This is a genomic window from Leptospira perolatii, assembly GCF_002811875.1.
Lineage (GTDB): Bacteria > Spirochaetota > Leptospiria > Leptospirales > Leptospiraceae > Leptospira_B > Leptospira_B perolatii.
Genome location: NZ_NPDZ01000011.1, coordinates 38,655 through 53,578, shown reverse-complemented (window position 1 = coordinate 53,578; position 14,924 = coordinate 38,655). Strand labels below are relative to the sequence as shown.

The 14,924-nt window shown below is 43.5% G+C and carries 16 protein-coding genes; 7 read left to right on the top strand and 9 right to left on the bottom strand.

Going from position 1 to position 14,924, the window contains the following annotated elements; all coding sequences use genetic code 11:
- Positions 1 to 193: 193 nt before the first annotated feature.
- The 5 genes from CH373_RS15150 to CH373_RS15130 all read right to left on the bottom strand — a co-directional run bounded on the left by CH373_RS15150 (position 194) and on the right by CH373_RS15130 (position 2,858).
- Positions 194 to 607 (bottom strand): peptide chain release factor family protein, encoded by a 414-nt coding sequence (locus CH373_RS15150; protein ID WP_100714000.1) that lies wholly within the window; start codon positions 605 to 607, stop codon positions 194 to 196.
- A 14-nt stretch (positions 608 to 621) separates the two neighbouring features.
- Positions 622 to 1,050 carry an acyl-CoA thioesterase gene (locus CH373_RS15145; protein WP_423789785.1) on the bottom strand — a complete coding sequence of 143 codons (429 nt, stop codon included), beginning with the start codon at positions 1,048 to 1,050 and terminating at the stop codon, positions 622 to 624.
- Positions 1,047 to 1,769 carry an endonuclease III domain-containing protein gene (locus tag CH373_RS15140; protein ID WP_100713998.1) on the bottom strand — a complete coding sequence of 241 codons (723 nt, stop codon included), beginning with the start codon at positions 1,767 to 1,769 and terminating at the stop codon, positions 1,047 to 1,049. Before CH373_RS15140 ends, CH373_RS15145 begins: the two co-directional genes overlap by 4 nt.
- A complete protein-coding gene (gene rpmB / locus CH373_RS15135) occupies positions 1,720 to 2,001 on the bottom strand; it encodes a 50S ribosomal protein L28 (protein WP_100713997.1) in 282 nt (93 codons plus the stop codon). Before rpmB ends, CH373_RS15140 begins: the two co-directional genes overlap by 50 nt.
- Positions 2,002 to 2,078: 77 nt before the next feature.
- On the bottom strand, positions 2,079 to 2,858 hold the full coding sequence (locus CH373_RS15130; protein WP_100714110.1) for an LOG family protein: 780 nt from the start codon (positions 2,856 to 2,858) through the stop codon (positions 2,079 to 2,081).
- Between the two features lie 204 nt (positions 2,859 to 3,062).
- On the opposite strand from CH373_RS15130, the gene CH373_RS18580 reads away from it, so the two are divergent.
- A complete protein-coding gene (locus CH373_RS18580) occupies positions 3,063 to 4,046 on the top strand; it encodes a hypothetical protein (protein ID WP_125169984.1) in 984 nt (327 codons plus the stop codon).
- On the opposite strand, the gene CH373_RS15110 is transcribed toward CH373_RS18580, so the two are convergent.
- Together CH373_RS15110 and CH373_RS15105 are read right to left on the bottom strand one after the other, a co-directional pair.
- Complete coding sequence (locus CH373_RS15110; RefSeq protein ID WP_100713993.1) at positions 3,950 to 5,083, bottom strand: aminotransferase class I/II-fold pyridoxal phosphate-dependent enzyme; 1,134 nt, start codon at positions 5,081 to 5,083, stop codon at positions 3,950 to 3,952. The two genes, CH373_RS18580 and CH373_RS15110, sit on opposite strands and share 97 nt — an antisense overlap.
- Before the next feature lie 20 nt (positions 5,084 to 5,103).
- On the bottom strand, positions 5,104 to 5,469 hold the full coding sequence (locus CH373_RS15105; RefSeq protein WP_100713992.1) for a hypothetical protein: 366 nt from the start codon (positions 5,467 to 5,469) through the stop codon (positions 5,104 to 5,106).
- An 80-nt stretch (positions 5,470 to 5,549) separates the two neighbouring features.
- Between CH373_RS15105 and CH373_RS15100 the strand changes: the two genes are divergently transcribed.
- The 4 genes from CH373_RS15100 to CH373_RS15085 are packed head-to-tail and all read left to right on the top strand — an operon-like array spanning position 5,550 to position 10,070.
- A complete protein-coding gene (locus CH373_RS15100) occupies positions 5,550 to 7,316 on the top strand; it encodes a phospho-sugar mutase (protein WP_100734103.1) in 1,767 nt (588 codons plus the stop codon).
- Entirely contained in the window at positions 7,313 to 8,539 is a 1,227-nt protein-coding gene (locus CH373_RS15095; protein WP_100714977.1) for an aspartate aminotransferase family protein, read from the top strand. The genes CH373_RS15100 and CH373_RS15095 overlap by 4 nt, the downstream gene beginning before the upstream one ends.
- Positions 8,540 to 8,554: 15 nt before the next feature.
- Positions 8,555 to 9,631, top strand: a complete 1,077-nt coding sequence (gene leuB / locus CH373_RS15090) for a 3-isopropylmalate dehydrogenase (RefSeq protein WP_100714976.1) — start codon at positions 8,555 to 8,557, stop codon at positions 9,629 to 9,631.
- 31 nt (positions 9,632 to 9,662) lie between these two features.
- On the top strand, positions 9,663 to 10,070 hold the full coding sequence (locus tag CH373_RS15085) for a response regulator (RefSeq protein ID WP_100714975.1): 408 nt from the start codon (positions 9,663 to 9,665) through the stop codon (positions 10,068 to 10,070).
- Here CH373_RS15085 and CH373_RS15080 read toward each other — a convergent pair.
- Complete coding sequence (locus tag CH373_RS15080) at positions 10,060 to 10,764, bottom strand: purine nucleoside phosphorylase YfiH/LACC1 family protein (RefSeq protein WP_100714974.1); 705 nt, start codon at positions 10,762 to 10,764, stop codon at positions 10,060 to 10,062. The two genes, CH373_RS15085 and CH373_RS15080, sit on opposite strands and share 11 nt — an antisense overlap.
- A gap of 103 nt (positions 10,765 to 10,867) precedes the next feature.
- Between CH373_RS15080 and CH373_RS15075 the strand changes: the two genes are divergently transcribed.
- On the top strand, positions 10,868 to 11,524 hold the full coding sequence (locus tag CH373_RS15075) for a phosphoribosylanthranilate isomerase (protein WP_100714973.1): 657 nt from the start codon (positions 10,868 to 10,870) through the stop codon (positions 11,522 to 11,524).
- Positions 11,521 to 14,055 (top strand): DNA mismatch repair protein MutS, encoded by a 2,535-nt coding sequence (mutS, locus tag CH373_RS15070; protein ID WP_100714972.1) that lies wholly within the window; start codon positions 11,521 to 11,523, stop codon positions 14,053 to 14,055. The genes CH373_RS15075 and mutS overlap by 4 nt, the downstream gene beginning before the upstream one ends.
- A gap of 1 nt (position 14,056) precedes the next feature.
- Here the strand turns inward: mutS and serB are convergent, their stop codons facing one another.
- Positions 14,057 to 14,923, bottom strand: coding sequence for a phosphoserine phosphatase SerB (gene serB, locus CH373_RS15065; protein ID WP_100714985.1), 867 nt, complete (start codon positions 14,921 to 14,923; stop codon positions 14,057 to 14,059).
- Position 14,924: the final 1 nt, after the last annotated feature.

Here is a 14,924-nt window from a genome sequence, read left to right as displayed (position 1 = left end):
ATACACAAATTTGATCGATTGACGTAGGAGTTCCTACTTTTGGTGCGCCCCGCCCGGGGCCCTGGGTGGGGGGCCGGTGGTGGGAAACCCCTCCGCGACGTTTCGTCACGCGTGCCACAAAAGCGGATTTTTTACAACCCATTTTGCAGGTGATTCCCGTGTAGGAGGTCCTACACGTTCTATTGGTTTGAAACTACTCCCAATCTTCCTCTTGCTTCGGTCCTTTTTCCGGTTTTCGAGCTGCCAAGGAAGCCGCCTTCCGTTTTACTTTTCTAGCTTTGTCTGCTTTTGCCTTTCGAATCTTGGCGTGCTCTGGATCTTCTATTTTCGACAAGGCTCTCTCTTTTTCTTCGAGTTTCTCACAAAGTAGTACACGCGCCTTATAACGGTTCAGTCCTTGGGTTCTGTGAATCGAACATTTGATTTCTACACCAGAAGGAATGTGCAAAAGTCTGACCGCGGTCGAAACCTTGTTCACGTTCTGCCCGCCCTTTCCACCGCTCCGAGTAAAAGTTTCTTCTAGGTCAGATTCCTGAATTCCTAGAGCAAGCATTCTAGAGATTAGAGAATTCTGCTTTTCGGGAGAAACTGGAAATCGAAACGACATGATCTATATTCAGTTTAGCTAATAAGCTTACTTACGTCAAAACCACCAAAGTACGGAAATGGCTTACCTTGGTCGTCCAGGCAAACGTAGGTGATCCTGCAATCTATGATTTCTCTCACGTGTTTAGTCTTTTGACTCTTGGTCACAGAGGAGTTCCGAATGGTAATCGAGCTTTTTCCGACCTTCTCTATTTTGGAATAAATCTGAATGATCTCGCCCAACAATCCCGGGCTCTTAAAAACTACATCGTCCATACTTACTGTAACTATATTGCTGTAATGAATTTTTTCCATTACATACATTGCACATCCTTCGTCGATCCAGGCGAGCATTTGCCCACCGAACAAGAATCCGTGCTGATTCAGATCACGAGACATGACGATATGCTGCGTGGACAATTCCATGCCTTCTAATTTTTTTTCCAGAGGACTTTCTTCCATCATCTCTTCCCCTTTTTGGTATTTCTTTGAGCTGATTCTGTCGAGGAGGACGGACAAAGATCCTTTAATACGCATTCGTTGCAAAAGGTCTTATGAGCCTTGCACCATTTTCTTCCTAGGAAAATCAGATATAATGACAAGTCCATCCAGTAAGCGGAAGGAACAATTCTTAGCAGATCTTTTTCTACCTTAACCGGATCCGTGTTCTCAGTGAGTCCTAATTTAACGGAAACCCTTTTGACGTGTGTATCCACTACAAATCCCTGAGAAATCCCATGAATTTCGTTTAATATTACGTTGGCAGTCTTTCTGCCGATGCCTGGCAATCCGGTCAGCTCTTCCATAGATTCAGGTAATTTTCCATTATAATCTTCTAATAATCGCTTAGAAAACCCCAGGATCGATTTCGTCTTATTTCGATAGAAGCCGGTTGGAAATATGATTTCTTCTATTTTCTTCGGTTCCGCATTTGCGATCGATTCCAGTGTCGGAAATCGAGAAAACAAAACCGGCGCAACTTGGTTGACCCTTTCGTCCGTGCACTGCGCGGATAGGATCACCGAGATCGCGAACTCGTAGTCTTTTTTGTAATGTAAGGGAGATCTGACGGCCCCGAATTCTCCCTTTAAAAGAGAGAAGACTCGGGATACGTATTGGCGAGTCGGAACAAACTCAGGCTTTCTTTGCCTGTCTTTGGATTCCGACGTATTTTTTCGGGGCAAGAGATTGTAAAGATCCGCCGTTGTCTTTGATCGCGGCTTTAATTCCTTTTTTTCTGAGAGTGCGGAGAGCTCTGGTAGAGATCCTCACAGTCACCCAGCGGTTCTCATCTTCTAAGAAAATCCGCTTTTTGATTAGGTTGAGTTTCCAGGTTCTACGGGTTTTCAGGTGAGAGTGAGAAACATTGTTCCCAGCGACTGTTCCGCGACCGGTAACGACACATTTTCTGGCCATATTGCGACCATAATTTTCCGGGAGAAAGGTCTGTCAAGAATTCAACTTCCTGGTGCCTGAATTTCAGGGATTTCTTTCTACTCTTCCATTGGGACCTTCGCCTTCAGTGTCTTTAGCACTTCTTGCGGGGTATTGCAGTAGGTAACCAAGTCCAGGTCAGACGGATCGATCAACCCGTACTCCTTCATTTTTTCCAGGTCAAAAATCTGGTCCCAGAATTCTTTGCCGTAGAGAACGACCGGGATCTTTAGATTGTTTCTGCCGGTTTGGATCAGAGTCAGTGTCTCAAAAAGTTCGTCCACTGTTCCGTATCCTCCGGGAAACACCACGATCCCTCTGGAAAGTCTCAAGAACCAAAGCTTTCTCAAGAAGAAATAGTGGAATTCTATGCTCAAGGCTGGGTCTGCATACGCGTTCAAACTTTGCTCGAAAGGAAGTCGGATATTCAGGCCAAGGCTGGGCCCTCCAGCGTCAGTAGCTCCCTTGTTTGCTGCTTCCATGATTCCAGGTCCGCCGCCGGTGCAAACTGCCATCCTTCTATCTCCACCGTTAGAAATCTCCTGGCCCCATAGAGTAATTAATTTTGCGGTCTCGTAGGCGTCCTGGTAATATTTTACCAATTCTTTTTGCTTATCCAAGATCCTAGCTTCTTGAGGAGATAGTTTCTTTTTGGTATTTTCTTTTTTGGCCATCTCTTCCGGTCCAGGAATTCTGGCTGAACCAAAGATACATATCGTATCCTTGATTTTGGTTGCTTTAAACAAGGCTTGTGGATAATTTATTTCCGCCAATACCCGTAAATGGAATGCATCCACTGAATGTAGGAACTCATCGTTCTCAAATGCTGCTCTTCCCATATAATTTCCCTTTTTCTCTAGTTTCCCCAATGGTGCCTCCCAATGAGCTTGCGTCTCTCATCCCTTAGGTAAATCTATCAACCTATGGACCACTTTCGGAACTACAGGGACAGATTAAGATCCTTCTTGCATCGGGTTTGGTTCCGAATTTCTGTAAAATTTTTTGCATCTAAAGTACAAATTTCGAAAAGGTTCTCTCCTTTCTTGAGAAGTGAATCTGTTTCCGAAGCCATTTATCCTATCGGCAAGGAAGTCGAAACATCTGATTGGACGGAAAACAATCCCCCCTTTCCCTATATGGAAATCCAGGAAGAGCAAATCTTTCCGAACGCAAAAAGAAAAAGAAGGCTTCGTAAACTACAATGGGCAAAATTTTCCCAAATTTTTTCTTTTTTACCCTGGAGAAAAAAACTCCCGGGGGGAGAGGTTGCAAACTACGGATTCCCGGCAGGAACCAATCCGGAAAAGGAAAAAAAACAAAAGATTCCGCGAACACATTTAGTTTCTCCTAGGTCAAAGCCCTATTTTTGGGAAGCTTGGTTTCCAATGGAATCTACTCTGACAATCTCTCCTCTGCTTGTTTGGGAGAGCCATATAGAAAGCCATTTTTTTTCTGACTGTCTTCCAGAAGGAGTCGTCCCCTTTGGCCCACCCGGTAAATGGAAGATCCAATTTTATGTGATGAGAATTCGCAGCCACCAGATCGGAAATCTCTACGAGGACTTTTTTCCTAAGCCGAATCTTGCCTATCGTGCAGAGGCTTGGGTCTATGGAGTACAAAACGGATCTGAAATGGATCCGGAAAATCTGTACCAATTTCCACTAGGTGTTTGGACCAGTCCTTCCACATTACAGCACCTGGACCCAAGGATTCGACAAAAAATGACCTTTCGCTCTGGTGAACTAGAATGGAATATTTTAGGATCCATTCTAGAAATCCGTTTGAGAGAATTGTACTGGAGATGGAAACCATCTTCCGAACAGGACGCGAACATAGAAAAGCAAAACCTCGCGCCTCATGTGCAAGTCGGAAAAAAGAAACACAAGCTGGTGTTAGATTCTCCCAGGGAAAAAATGGAAAACGCGATACTTTACGAAAGATCAGTGATCAGCGAACCTAAGCTCTTCCAACGATCCAATCCAGATCTGAATCGCTCCGTATCCTCTCCGAATCCGATTCGAAGATAGCCCTCCTCTTCAAAATCGGAACCAGGCAATACGAATACGTCTGCATTCTCCATTAGATAATCGGAATATTCTGAGGAGCGTATCTTTTTCGCTAGTTTGGCAAAACCGACCACTCCTCCTTTGGGGCGAGAAAAGGATTCTATTCCGGGCAAAGAAGGCCAGAATTCTTGAAAGAGTTCGATATTGGTTCGTATCGTTTCTTGGGCCTTCTTTTGCAGAAAGGACCGATTCCTTAATAACTTTAACGTAATGTATTCCGAAATGGGAGATACAGTATGTGTAAGGTAATCCTTGATCGATCTGGACTTTTCGATCACTTCCTTTGGAGCAAGTAACCAACCGATTCTTAGCCCCATGACCCCGAAACATTTTGTGACAGAGCCAGTGCAAATTGCGCGTTCGGAAGTCCCCCATCCGCTCCAGCCTAATTCTTCTTTTCCTTCCAAAAATCTATAGTGCTCATCAAACAGAATCCATCCGGAAAATTTCTTCAAATGCAAAAGCAATGCTTTCTTATCTTCTGCAGTAGGAACAATTCCTGTAGGGTTGTGGGGATGATTGTAGATTACTAGTTTTGGAGAGTTTCGGAAAAGCATATCCGTATTGTATTCTCCGAAGCAGAAGTTAGACTCGGATTTTAATTGAGAAAGAAGACTTACCTTTTGGATTCTAGATCCTAAAAACCGAGGGACCTCATACAAACCCTGAAAGGCAGGCCAAAAAAGAGAAACCAAATCTCCCTTTTCCAAGATTGCTGCAAAGCTGATAAACAAGGCTTCTCCGGTTCCGGTAGTTATCAGAACTTGATCCGGGCTTGCTCCGGAATACAAAGATGCCACTTCTCTTCTTAACTCGTAACTTCCTCTGTTTTCCGAATCCTCTAAGGATAAATTTCCGAGTTCGTTTAGATCCAGGCCGATGGACTCGCTTAAATCTTTGAGGGTGAGATTTCGAATCCCGCTTTCCCCCAAATTGCAAGCCGCCTTTTTCCGATACCGTTCTAACCTATCCTCGATAAAGAATTCTCTGAGTTGCATCTTAGAAAATTAGAAACTTCCTAAGTAAACAGAGTAGCGATTGCGCCAGCAAAAGAAAGCAAAAAGAATCCGAGTAAGGTCCAGCCTAACCAAAGCAAAAAAGTTCTGAGATCTTTGAGCGCGTACAATAACTGCTCTGGATCCGACCCTTCTAAGTCGAGGGATCTGCGAAAAGAAAGTGAGGCGCTATAGGACAAAACTCCCAAAATCAAAGAGAAGGTCCCCAAGCATCCGAGCAATGCGATCTTGCCTGGTAATTCGGCGAATACAGCGCTAAAGAAAATCGGTCCTGATAACAAAAAGAAAATGATTGCGATATTTCTAAGATAGGCTCTTAGAGAATCCAATTCCCGATGCTGCTCTCTAGAAAATTCTGTAGATTCCATAGTTTTAGAATCGGCGAAAAAACGGGTTGAACCAGGGGGAAACTAAAATTTTATGAAATCGGACCATCAATTTATCAGCTATGGATAAAGAACTCTCAACCATTCAATCCTGGACCCAAAGTCCTTTCTCCGAAAAAACTAGAAACGAAGCCCAAGGTATTTTGACCCGTTATCAAAAGGGAGAACGGACTCTCGAAACCGAGGCTTTTACGGTTCCATTGGAATTCGGGACGGGCGGGATCCGGGGAAGAATCGGCAACGGAATCGGCAGGATGAACGAGTTCACAGTCGGACGAGCCGCCCTAGGATTTTCTCGTTATCTAAAAAAGAAGTTCAAGAATCCAATTTTGGTGATCGCTTATGATTCCAGAAGAAGGTCTCGTGAATTCGCGGAGGTCACGGCCGGAATCGCAGCTTCTTTAAACATTAAAGTTTTTTTATTTCCGGAAGTAGCTCCTACTCCTCTACTTTCCTACGCGGTTCGCCATTACAAGGCAAGCGGCGGCGTAGTCCTGACTGCTTCCCACAATCCTCCGGAATATAACGGATTTAAGGCGTATCTTTCCAAAGGAGAACAGCTAGTTCCGCCTGATGATTCCAAAATCATAGGACTGATTCAGTCCATAGATAACTGGAACGAAATCAAGATCTTATCTCCGAAAGATTCGTTATATAAAAAATTCGTAAATAAAGTGGACAGGAAATGTTTCGAGAGTTATCTCAAGGATATCAAAAAATCAGGAATACTTTCCAAATCCGTAAAGGATAAGGATCGCTCTTCATTAAAAATCGTATATTCTCCACTGCACGGCACCGGCGGAAAATATATGAAAGATCTTTTAAACCATTTCGGATACAGCAAGGTGCAACTAGTACCGGAGCAAAAAGATCCAAATGGAGAATTTCCTACTGTCAAATACCCAAATCCGGAAGAACCGGAAGCACTAGAGCTCAGCAAAAACCTGGCGATAAAAACCAACTCGAATGTATTTATCGCAACGGACCCGGACGCGGACCGTTTAGGAGTAGGAATCAGGAACGGCTCGGGAAGCTATACCTTGTTAAACGGAAATCAAATCGGTTCGATTATGGCCGCTTTTCTTGGAGAGAGAGAATTCGGAAAAACCAAAAAGGGTAAAAAACCGGTGATCGTAAAAACGGTTGTGACTACGGATTTGCAGTCAGCAATCGCAAAGAAAAACAAGATTGCGATCAAGAATGTTCTCACCGGTTTCAAATTCATCGCTGAAGTTATGAACAAGTTAGATGTAAGTTCCTCTCAGTACTTTCTTTTCGGAGGAGAGGAATCCTACGGATACTTGCCGGTTCAATTTGTACGGGACAAAGACAGTCTTTCTTCTGCCCTATTACTTTTGGAAATCCTCGCCGAAAAGAAAGATTTGCTATCTTATCTAGATGAAATTTATCTAAAGTACGGTTTGTTCCAGGAAAGTCTAAAATCCTTAAATCTAGAAGGATTGGCTGGCAAAAAGAAAATCCAGGAATCTCTCCAGAAATTGAGAGAATCGGACCTTCTGGGAAAAACGGTCGGAAGAAGAAAAGTAGTCGGGTTCTTGGACTTTAAAAACAAAGTCGCCAAAGGAATCTCAAAAAAATCTGCTTTCGCAGGTCTTCCACCTTCAGACGTGATCCAGCTCGAGCTAGAAAACGAAGCAAAACTTACGATCCGACCTTCTGGGACAGAACCTAAAATTAAAATCTATTCCTCTTTCAAAAGTCTGCAGTCTCCCAAAAAGAGAGACGAAATTCCTAGACTGACAGAACAACTTTTGGACGAACTACATCAAACAGAGACCCAATTCTTAACTTTGGCAGGTTTATCATGAACGACGCAGCAACCGAATTTCAGAAAACAAAAGAGCTTACGGATAAATACTTACTCGATCTGTATTCCAGATATCCTGTCGCGTTTCGTTACGGGGTCAACGAGCTCCTATTTGACCAAGACAACAAACAGTATATCGATTTTCTCTGCGGTGTCGCGGTCACCAATCTAGGACATAGTGATCCAGATATCATCGAAGTGATTCGAAACCAAGCAGACAAACTGATGCATACTTCCAACTGGTTTTATTCGGAAGAGGCTTCTAAACTTGCAGAACTCTTAATATTAAATACGTTTCCGGGAAAAGTATTTCTGTGCAACTCCGGGACGGAGGCCACAGAAGCAGCTTTCAAACTAGCCCGCAGATACGCAGAGCAAAAACAAATCGGCGACCCTATCATTATCTCTCTGCAAAAGAGTTTCCACGGTAGATCTGTATCCGGGATCAGTCTGACCGGACAATCAAAGATACACTCTGGATTCGGAAAACTACTGGAAGGAATCGAGTATGTGCAGCCGAACAGCGAGGAAGAATTAGTCGCCGCATTCGAAAGGTATGCAGGTAGAGTGGTCGCTTTTTTTGCCGAGCCGATTCTTGGAGAAAGCGGAATTATTCCTCTTACTCACGGATTCATGAATTTAGCCCGCGAACTTACGACAGAGAACGATGCACTTTTGATTCTGGATGAAATACAAACCGGATTTGGAAGGACCGGAACCATGTTTGCTTTCGAAACCTACGGATTTTCTCCGGATGCAATGACTCTAGCAAAGGGCCTAGGCTCCGGATTTCCGATCGGTGCATTGATCGTCGCAGAGAAGTTTGAAAAAGTTTTGGGCCCCGGTACTCACGGCACTACCTTTGGAGGGAATCATTTAGCCGCATCGGTTGCGTATGAAACCGTTCGAGCCATTCAGACCAGAGATCTACTTTCCAATGTGAACAGTTGCTCTGATATCGCAATCAGCAGATTACATCAGATGCAGCAAAAATTAAAACTGATTAAAGAAATCCGTGGGAAAGGATTACATATCGGTGTGGAACTTACAATTCCATCCAGACAGGTCGCTGAAAGTTGCCTAAACAAGGGACTCATCGTCAATGCAACTGCAGAAACTGTCATTCGGGTAATGCCTCCTCTTACGATTTCGGCAAAATATCTAAATGAAGGCTTGGATATTTTAGAATCAGTTCTGACCGAATTTCAAAACGAACAAAAATAAAAGGAACAACAACCAATGAAAAAAGTTGCCGTACTTGCCGGAGACGGTATCGGCCCTGAGGTCATGAAAGTGGCACTTTCCGTTTTGGAAAAGGCGCTCGGATCCAAAAAAACTGAATTCCAATTTCAGGAAGCATATGTGGGAGGAATCGCGATCGATAAGACCGGCACCCCTCTTCCTCCTGAAACATTAAAACTTTGTGAAGAATCAGATGCAATTTTGTTCGGAAGTGTGGGAGGTCCTAAATGGGAAAACCTACCTCCCGAAAAACAGCCGGAAAGAGGAGCCTTACTCCCTTTGCGAAAACACTTCGATTTATTTGCCAATTTGAGACCGGCGATCATCTATTCAGAGCTTAGAAATGCTTCTCCAATCAAAGGAGAGATTATCGGAGACGGACTGGACATTTTGATCCTAAGGGAGCTTACATCCGGGATTTATTTCGGAGAGCCGAAAGGAAGAGAAGGTCAGGGACAAGAGGAGTTTGCCTACGATACCATGAAATATTCTCGCAGAGAAATCGAAAGAGCTGCGCGGGTAGCTTTTGAAGCCGCCAGAAAGAGACGAAAAAAAGTAACCAGTATCGATAAAGCAAACGTGCTGACTACCTCCGTTTTTTGGAAAGAAGTTGTAATCGATTTACACAAAAGAGAATTTTCCGACGTCCAACTAGCTCATCTTTATGTGGATAACGCGGCCATGCAGTTGATCGTAAACCCGAAACAGTTTGATGTAATTTTATGCGAGAACATGTTCGGGGATATCCTTTCGGATGAGGCTTCCGTTATCACAGGCTCTATCGGAATGCTTCCGTCTGCTTCTCTCTCAGAATCAGGATTTGGATTGTACGAGCCCTCTGGTGGTTCGGCACCAGACATCGCCGGCAAAGGAATAGCAAATCCGATTGCGCAAATCCTGAGTGCTGCATTAATGCTGCGGTATTCTTTTTCTATGGAAGCAGAAGCGCAAAAGATTGAAACCGCAGTTAGAAAAGTTATTTCCTCCGGAAAAAGGACAAGAGATATTGCGGAACCGAATCTTCCGGTTTTGGGAACGGAAGAAATCGGAAAGGAAATCGAAAACGCATTGTAGTCTGAAATTTTGGATTTAAAATGAGGTTAAGATGAAAGGCGGAATCACTCCTTCGGGACGACCATATCAGGTACTAATCGCAGAAAGCTCTAAGTTCCAAGCGAAGCAGCTGGCTCAAATTCTTGAGTCTGAGGGCTATGAAGTGGTTGGTTTCGCCGAAACAGGTCCGGATATTCTAAAGCTTTACAAAGAAAATCGTAAAGTGGATCTGATCACCATGGACTTACAGCTCCCAGCCATCGACGGTTACGCAGTATTTTTCGAGATGAAGGATATGGGCGTACTTCCCAGAATCCTTTTCATTTCAGAAGAGAACACTCCTGCTGTAATGAAAGCACTGGTTGAAAACGGTGCAATGGATTACATAGTAAAACCGATCAAAAGGGAAAAAGTATTAGAAAAAGCGAATGCTACTGTTCGCAAAACTATCAAGGTGTAACTGACTCCATCCAAATACAGTTCAAGTTTCTTGCACTGTCCTTTTTTCGGTGACTGAAAAACCCACTATCCTCTGACATAGTGCAGATTTGAGAATTTTCCAAGCTCTCAAAAATTCCGAGTTTAGAAAGCCTCATCTCTAAGAAACTTTTTTGCTCCAACAGAAACTTACCAGAATCTCCTATCGGAGTTAAACAATCTGGAAACTCTTTTCGAAAAAGGGAAGCAACATCTTCTCCTACCTCATAATGCTTTCCAGTTGCATAAGGTCCCAAAAAGAAACGAAGTTCCTCCAATTTTATCCCTTTCTCTTTTTCCGTTTTTTTGAGGGTCAGCTCTGTAATTCCTCCCAGAGTTCCCTTCCAACCTGAGTGTATCGCACCGGCGATATTTTTGTTCCAAAAGAAGATTGGCAAACAGTCAGCAGTCTTGATTACCAGCACCCTATTCTTCTGCGCGGTAAAAAATGCATCCGCTTCCGGCATTTCCTTCCCTGAAAGTAGATCCGCGTCCAAGGCTTTAACACCGTGTACCTGATCTAATACATGTATTCTTTCTTGAGAAATTCCGGAATAGTGAGAAACCTTAGAGCGAATGTAAGGCCCGGAATTCTCAAAATCCTGCAATTCCTGCTTTCCCAAAACCAAAATCTTAAGAATACTTTGATCATCTAGTTTGTAAAGACGACTGATCATACTTGACGGAAACTGCTTCCAACCTTGTATAGAAAAGTAGGAGAATATTTCGAGCGAGAAATTCAGCTCGATTCGGCTTCACCCGAAAAACGACCTAGTTCCAATGGAAACATCGATTAAAGTAAAAATTTGCGGAATCAAAGATACGGAAGCACTGACTTGTTGCTTGGAGGAAGGTGCGGATTTTATCGGATTGAATTTTTCTCCTGTGAGTGCGAGAAATATCTCTCCTCAAACTGCAGCAAAGCTTCTCTCTTATCTGGAAAACTCAAGTGCTGGGCTAGAAAAGCCGAAAGTGGTTTTTCTATTCTATAAGACACCTTTGCCCTTGATCAAATTTATTCTAAAGGAGCTACCTCATGACTTCCGTCAGTGGGTCACAGATGATCCATTGTTGCCCGGACTTACCTCTCCTTTATTAGGTCCTTATTCCAAACGGATTTACTCTCATCGAGTGACTCACAGAGAAGATGATGATTCTCTTACCTATCTTCACTCCCCGCTCCTTATTCTAGACAGCTTTGTTCCTGGAATGGGAGGAGGAACCGGAGAATCTTTTCCCTGGGAATTTATCAAAGATGTGAAAAGACCGTTTCTATTGGCCGGTGGATTGAAGCCGGAGAATGTGGAAAAAGCAGTTCGAACCGTAAAACCGTACGGTGTGGATGTGGCGAGCGGCGTGGAATCTTCTCCAGGAGTAAAGGATCCAAATCTGATTCGCCAGTTTATTCGAAATGCAAAAAAGAGCCATACCCAATGATTGCACCTGATTCGGACTTTAAAGAAGCTCTAGATACTCCTATGATGCGTCAGTATCTGGAGATAAAAGCGAAAGTACCTGATTCCATCCTATTCTTCCGAATGGGGGATTTTTATGAAATGTTCTTGGAAGATGCGAAAGTAGCTTCCTCGATCCTAGACATCGCACTCACAAAGCGCCAAAATTCAGTCCCGATGTGTGGGATACCTTTTCACTCCAAAGACGGCTATATTTCAAGACTTCTTTCCGCGGGAAAAAAGATCGCAGTCTGCGAACAATCCAAGCCGGATCCTGCAAATCCAAAACTGATGACCCGTGAAATCGTTCGGATCATTACGCCAGGAACTGTTATCGAAGAAAATCTACTCTCAGGATATCGTAATAATTACCTTTGTGCACTTTTGCCTAAAGCGACTCTCATTTTCGTCGGAATGGCGGATGTATCCACAGGGGAGGTCCTTCAATTCACGATCCCAATTTCTTCCAAAGAAGCATTAGTGTCTGAATTAGAAAAATTTAAACCTAGCGAAATCTGCGTACTACCGAAGGATTTGGAAAAATGGGGACAGTTTCCGGATTCTATTCTTTCTAAGATGACCGCACTCTCCCTTGAGGCAGAAAAGCAAGCCGATGGAAAGGAGCCTTTTCTCGCGGTGAGATCTTGTCTTGAATCCTATATTCGAACGAATTACAAGGACGATTCTCTCCAGCTAAGAGAAGCCAAAATTCTCCGTACCGGCTCTTATCTGGAAATGGATAGAGAAACCGTAATCAATCTAGAATTAGTAGAGAACGAAAAAGACGACGTTTCCAAGCCGACCTTGTTTTCTGTATTAAATTTTTGTAAAACCTCCAAGGGCAAAAGACTCTTAAAACAGAGAATCTTATTTCCCGAGACAGATCTGGCGGTGTTGCAATCCAGATGGGAAAAGCAAGATATACTGAGGAAAGCGAATTTATCCGTGATCAACCAGCACCTAAAAGAACTGGGCGATCTCGAAAGAATTCTGACTCGATTCAAAGGAAATAAGGCTTATCCTAGAGATTTCAAAGTCATCCTACAATCGATACAGACCGCGGAAACTTTTTCCAAAACACTAGGGAGCCTAAATTTCCCATTTACCTATTCCGAGGAAAAATTAAAGTCCCTCGCCAACTATATTACGAATAGGCTGAATTCAGAAGAATTACCGGTAATCTTGGGAAACGGAAAGTTTCTGAAGGACGGTTTTGATCCTATCTTAGACAAAGCGAGAGAAGCTGAGACCAAAGGAAAAGACTGGATTTTAGAATTAGAGACCGAGGAAAAGAAAAGGACCGGCCTAAGCACTCTCAAAATCAAATATAACAAAATCGTTGGGTACTTTATAGAAATTTCCAGATTGCAGGCAGAACAAGCGCCCAAAGATTACTTAAAAAAACAAACCTTGGTCACCACGGAAAGATTTACCACTTCCAAATTAGAAGAGCTCGAAAGAGCAATCTTGGAATCAGACGAAACGATCCGCACTCTCGAAAGAGAAGAGTTCGATCGAATGATTCAAGAGGTACTTAAGTTCAATGAGGAGCTCCTAGATCTGTCCGAAGAATTCGGAGACCTTGACTTCCAAATCAGTTTGCTCAAGGCCGAAGAGGATTACAATTGGAAGCGCGCACTCTGGAACGGAGATGGCAACATAGATCTAAAGAATTCCAGGCATCCGGTAGTAGAAGCTTGCCTCCCTGTAGGAGAAAAATTCGTTCCGAATGACGTAACTTTGGACGGAGCAGATTCTGCGATTTCGATTCTGACCGGACCGAACATGGCGGGTAAATCGACTTACATGCGCCAAATCGCACTCAATCAGATCTTATTCCAAATCGGAGCCAGTGTCGCTGCGACCAAGGCAAGCCTTCCAATCTTAGACAGGCTATTCACCAGAATCGGAGCCGGAGATAATCTCACTGCTGGAGAATCTACTTTTTACGTGGAGATGAGGGAGACCGCTCATATCCTCAAAAACTGTTCCGCACAATCCTTATTACTTTTTGATGAAGTAGGAAGAGGAACTTCTACCTACGACGGGATGAGCATAGCCTGGTCCATTTTGGAATATTTATCCGAAATGAGTCCAAGACCTAAGACAGTGTTTGCTACTCATTACCACGAACTTACTGAGCTGTCCAGACTGCCGGGAATCTTTAACCTGCATATGGAAACTATAGAAAAAGAAGACAAGGTACTGTTCCTTCGAAAAGTAAAATCAGGAAAAGCCAAGAAGTCTTTTGGTATTTATGTAGCTAGTCTTGCTGGAGTTCCTGCACCAGTTGTGAAAAGAGCCGGCGAAATTTTACAGGATCTGGAATCTAGAAAAAAGGAAATTCGAATACAGACCGGCGAGCCTAGTCTGTTCTCCAACCTTTCTGCAAACTCTCATGAGCAGCAATACTTGCAAGACTGGAAAAACCAACTGTTGTCCCTTCCGATTGAAGAAATGACTCCCATGGAAGCCCTACGTCTTTTGGACGACTGGAAGCGCAGAATGCGTTAATTCAAGATTCGAAAAGATAGAGTAATATATCCATGGGCGCAAAGTCCACATAGTTTAAGATTTTGGATTTTAAGCCATCTTTTGCATGGAAGCCGATTCCGATTCCTGCTTCTTCCAACATGAGCAAGTCATTCGCTCCGTCGCCAACAGCTACGATATTTTCTTTTTCGATCTCGTATTTTTCAGCGAGCTCTATTAAAGAATCCTTTTTTAGAAATTTATCAACAATTGCCCCGGAAACTGTCCCGGTTAATTTCCCGTCTATCCTATCCAAAAAGTTTGCACGAACCTCGTCGATTCCGTGGTCTTTCTGAAATCTTTCCAAGATGTCCGTGAATCCGCCACTAAATACACCCAGTTTAGATTTCCTAGCCTTCAAGCCTTCGATCAAATTTTTCACACCAGGTTGTAGCTCTAATTTGGGGTATAGCTCTGCAAAGCTGCTGCTAGGCAACCCTTTCAGGTACGCACAACGTTTTTTTAATGCATCTTTGAAATCCAAATTTCCCTGCATTGCTTCCTGGGTGACATGAGCAACTTCCGAGTAAACTCCGGCAAAACGCGCCAGCTCGTCGATCACCTCTTGCTTGATCAACGTGGAGTCCATGTCGAAGCAGAAAAGGCTTATCCTAGTCTTTGAAAGAAAATGAGAAATTTGTAATACATCAACTTTGTGACTGACCAAAAGGCCCCTCATTCGGTCCAATTCTTCTTTGCTGAGTGGTTTTGGAAGTTTACAGGAGCAGGCGTCCCAACCACTCGGAATCTTTCCGTTTTCAGAAAGACTTAAACTTTCGTAGTGGATGTCAAACTCGGGAAACTCAGAACCGAGTACCGAAGCCAACGCAGAGGGAATCTCATTCTGCATT

Coding starts and splice junctions, on each gene's coding strand:
- CH373_RS15150 (WP_100714000.1), bottom strand. CDS start 607: ATGTCGTTTCGATTTCCAGTTTCTCCCGAAAAGCAGAATTCTCTAATC.
- CH373_RS15105 (WP_100713992.1), bottom strand. CDS start 5,469: ATGGAATCTACAGAATTTTCTAGAGAGCAGCATCGGGAATTGGATTCT.
- leuB (WP_100714976.1), top strand. CDS start 8,555: ATGAAAAAAGTTGCCGTACTTGCCGGAGACGGTATCGGCCCTGAGGTC.
- CH373_RS15085 (WP_100714975.1), top strand. CDS start 9,663: ATGAAAGGCGGAATCACTCCTTCGGGACGACCATATCAGGTACTAATC.
- CH373_RS15145 (WP_423789785.1), bottom strand. CDS start 1,050: ATGATGGAAGAAAGTCCTCTGGAAAAAAAATTAGAAGGCATGGAATTG.
- CH373_RS15130 (WP_100714110.1), bottom strand. CDS start 2,858: ATGGGAAGAGCAGCATTTGAGAACGATGAGTTCCTACATTCAGTGGAT.
- CH373_RS15075 (WP_100714973.1), top strand. CDS start 10,868: ATGGAAACATCGATTAAAGTAAAAATTTGCGGAATCAAAGATACGGAA.
- CH373_RS15080 (WP_100714974.1), bottom strand. CDS start 10,764: ATGATCAGTCGTCTTTACAAACTAGATGATCAAAGTATTCTTAAGATT.
- CH373_RS15100 (WP_100734103.1), top strand. CDS start 5,550: ATGGATAAAGAACTCTCAACCATTCAATCCTGGACCCAAAGTCCTTTC.
- serB (WP_100714985.1), bottom strand. CDS start 14,923: ATGCAGAATGAGATTCCCTCTGCGTTGGCTTCGGTACTCGGTTCTGAG.
- rpmB (WP_100713997.1), bottom strand. CDS start 2,001: ATGGCCAGAAAATGTGTCGTTACCGGTCGCGGAACAGTCGCTGGGAAC.
- mutS (WP_100714972.1), top strand. CDS start 11,521: ATGATTGCACCTGATTCGGACTTTAAAGAAGCTCTAGATACTCCTATG.
- CH373_RS15110 (WP_100713993.1), bottom strand. CDS start 5,083: ATGCAACTCAGAGAATTCTTTATCGAGGATAGGTTAGAACGGTATCGG.
- CH373_RS15095 (WP_100714977.1), top strand. CDS start 7,313: ATGAACGACGCAGCAACCGAATTTCAGAAAACAAAAGAGCTTACGGAT.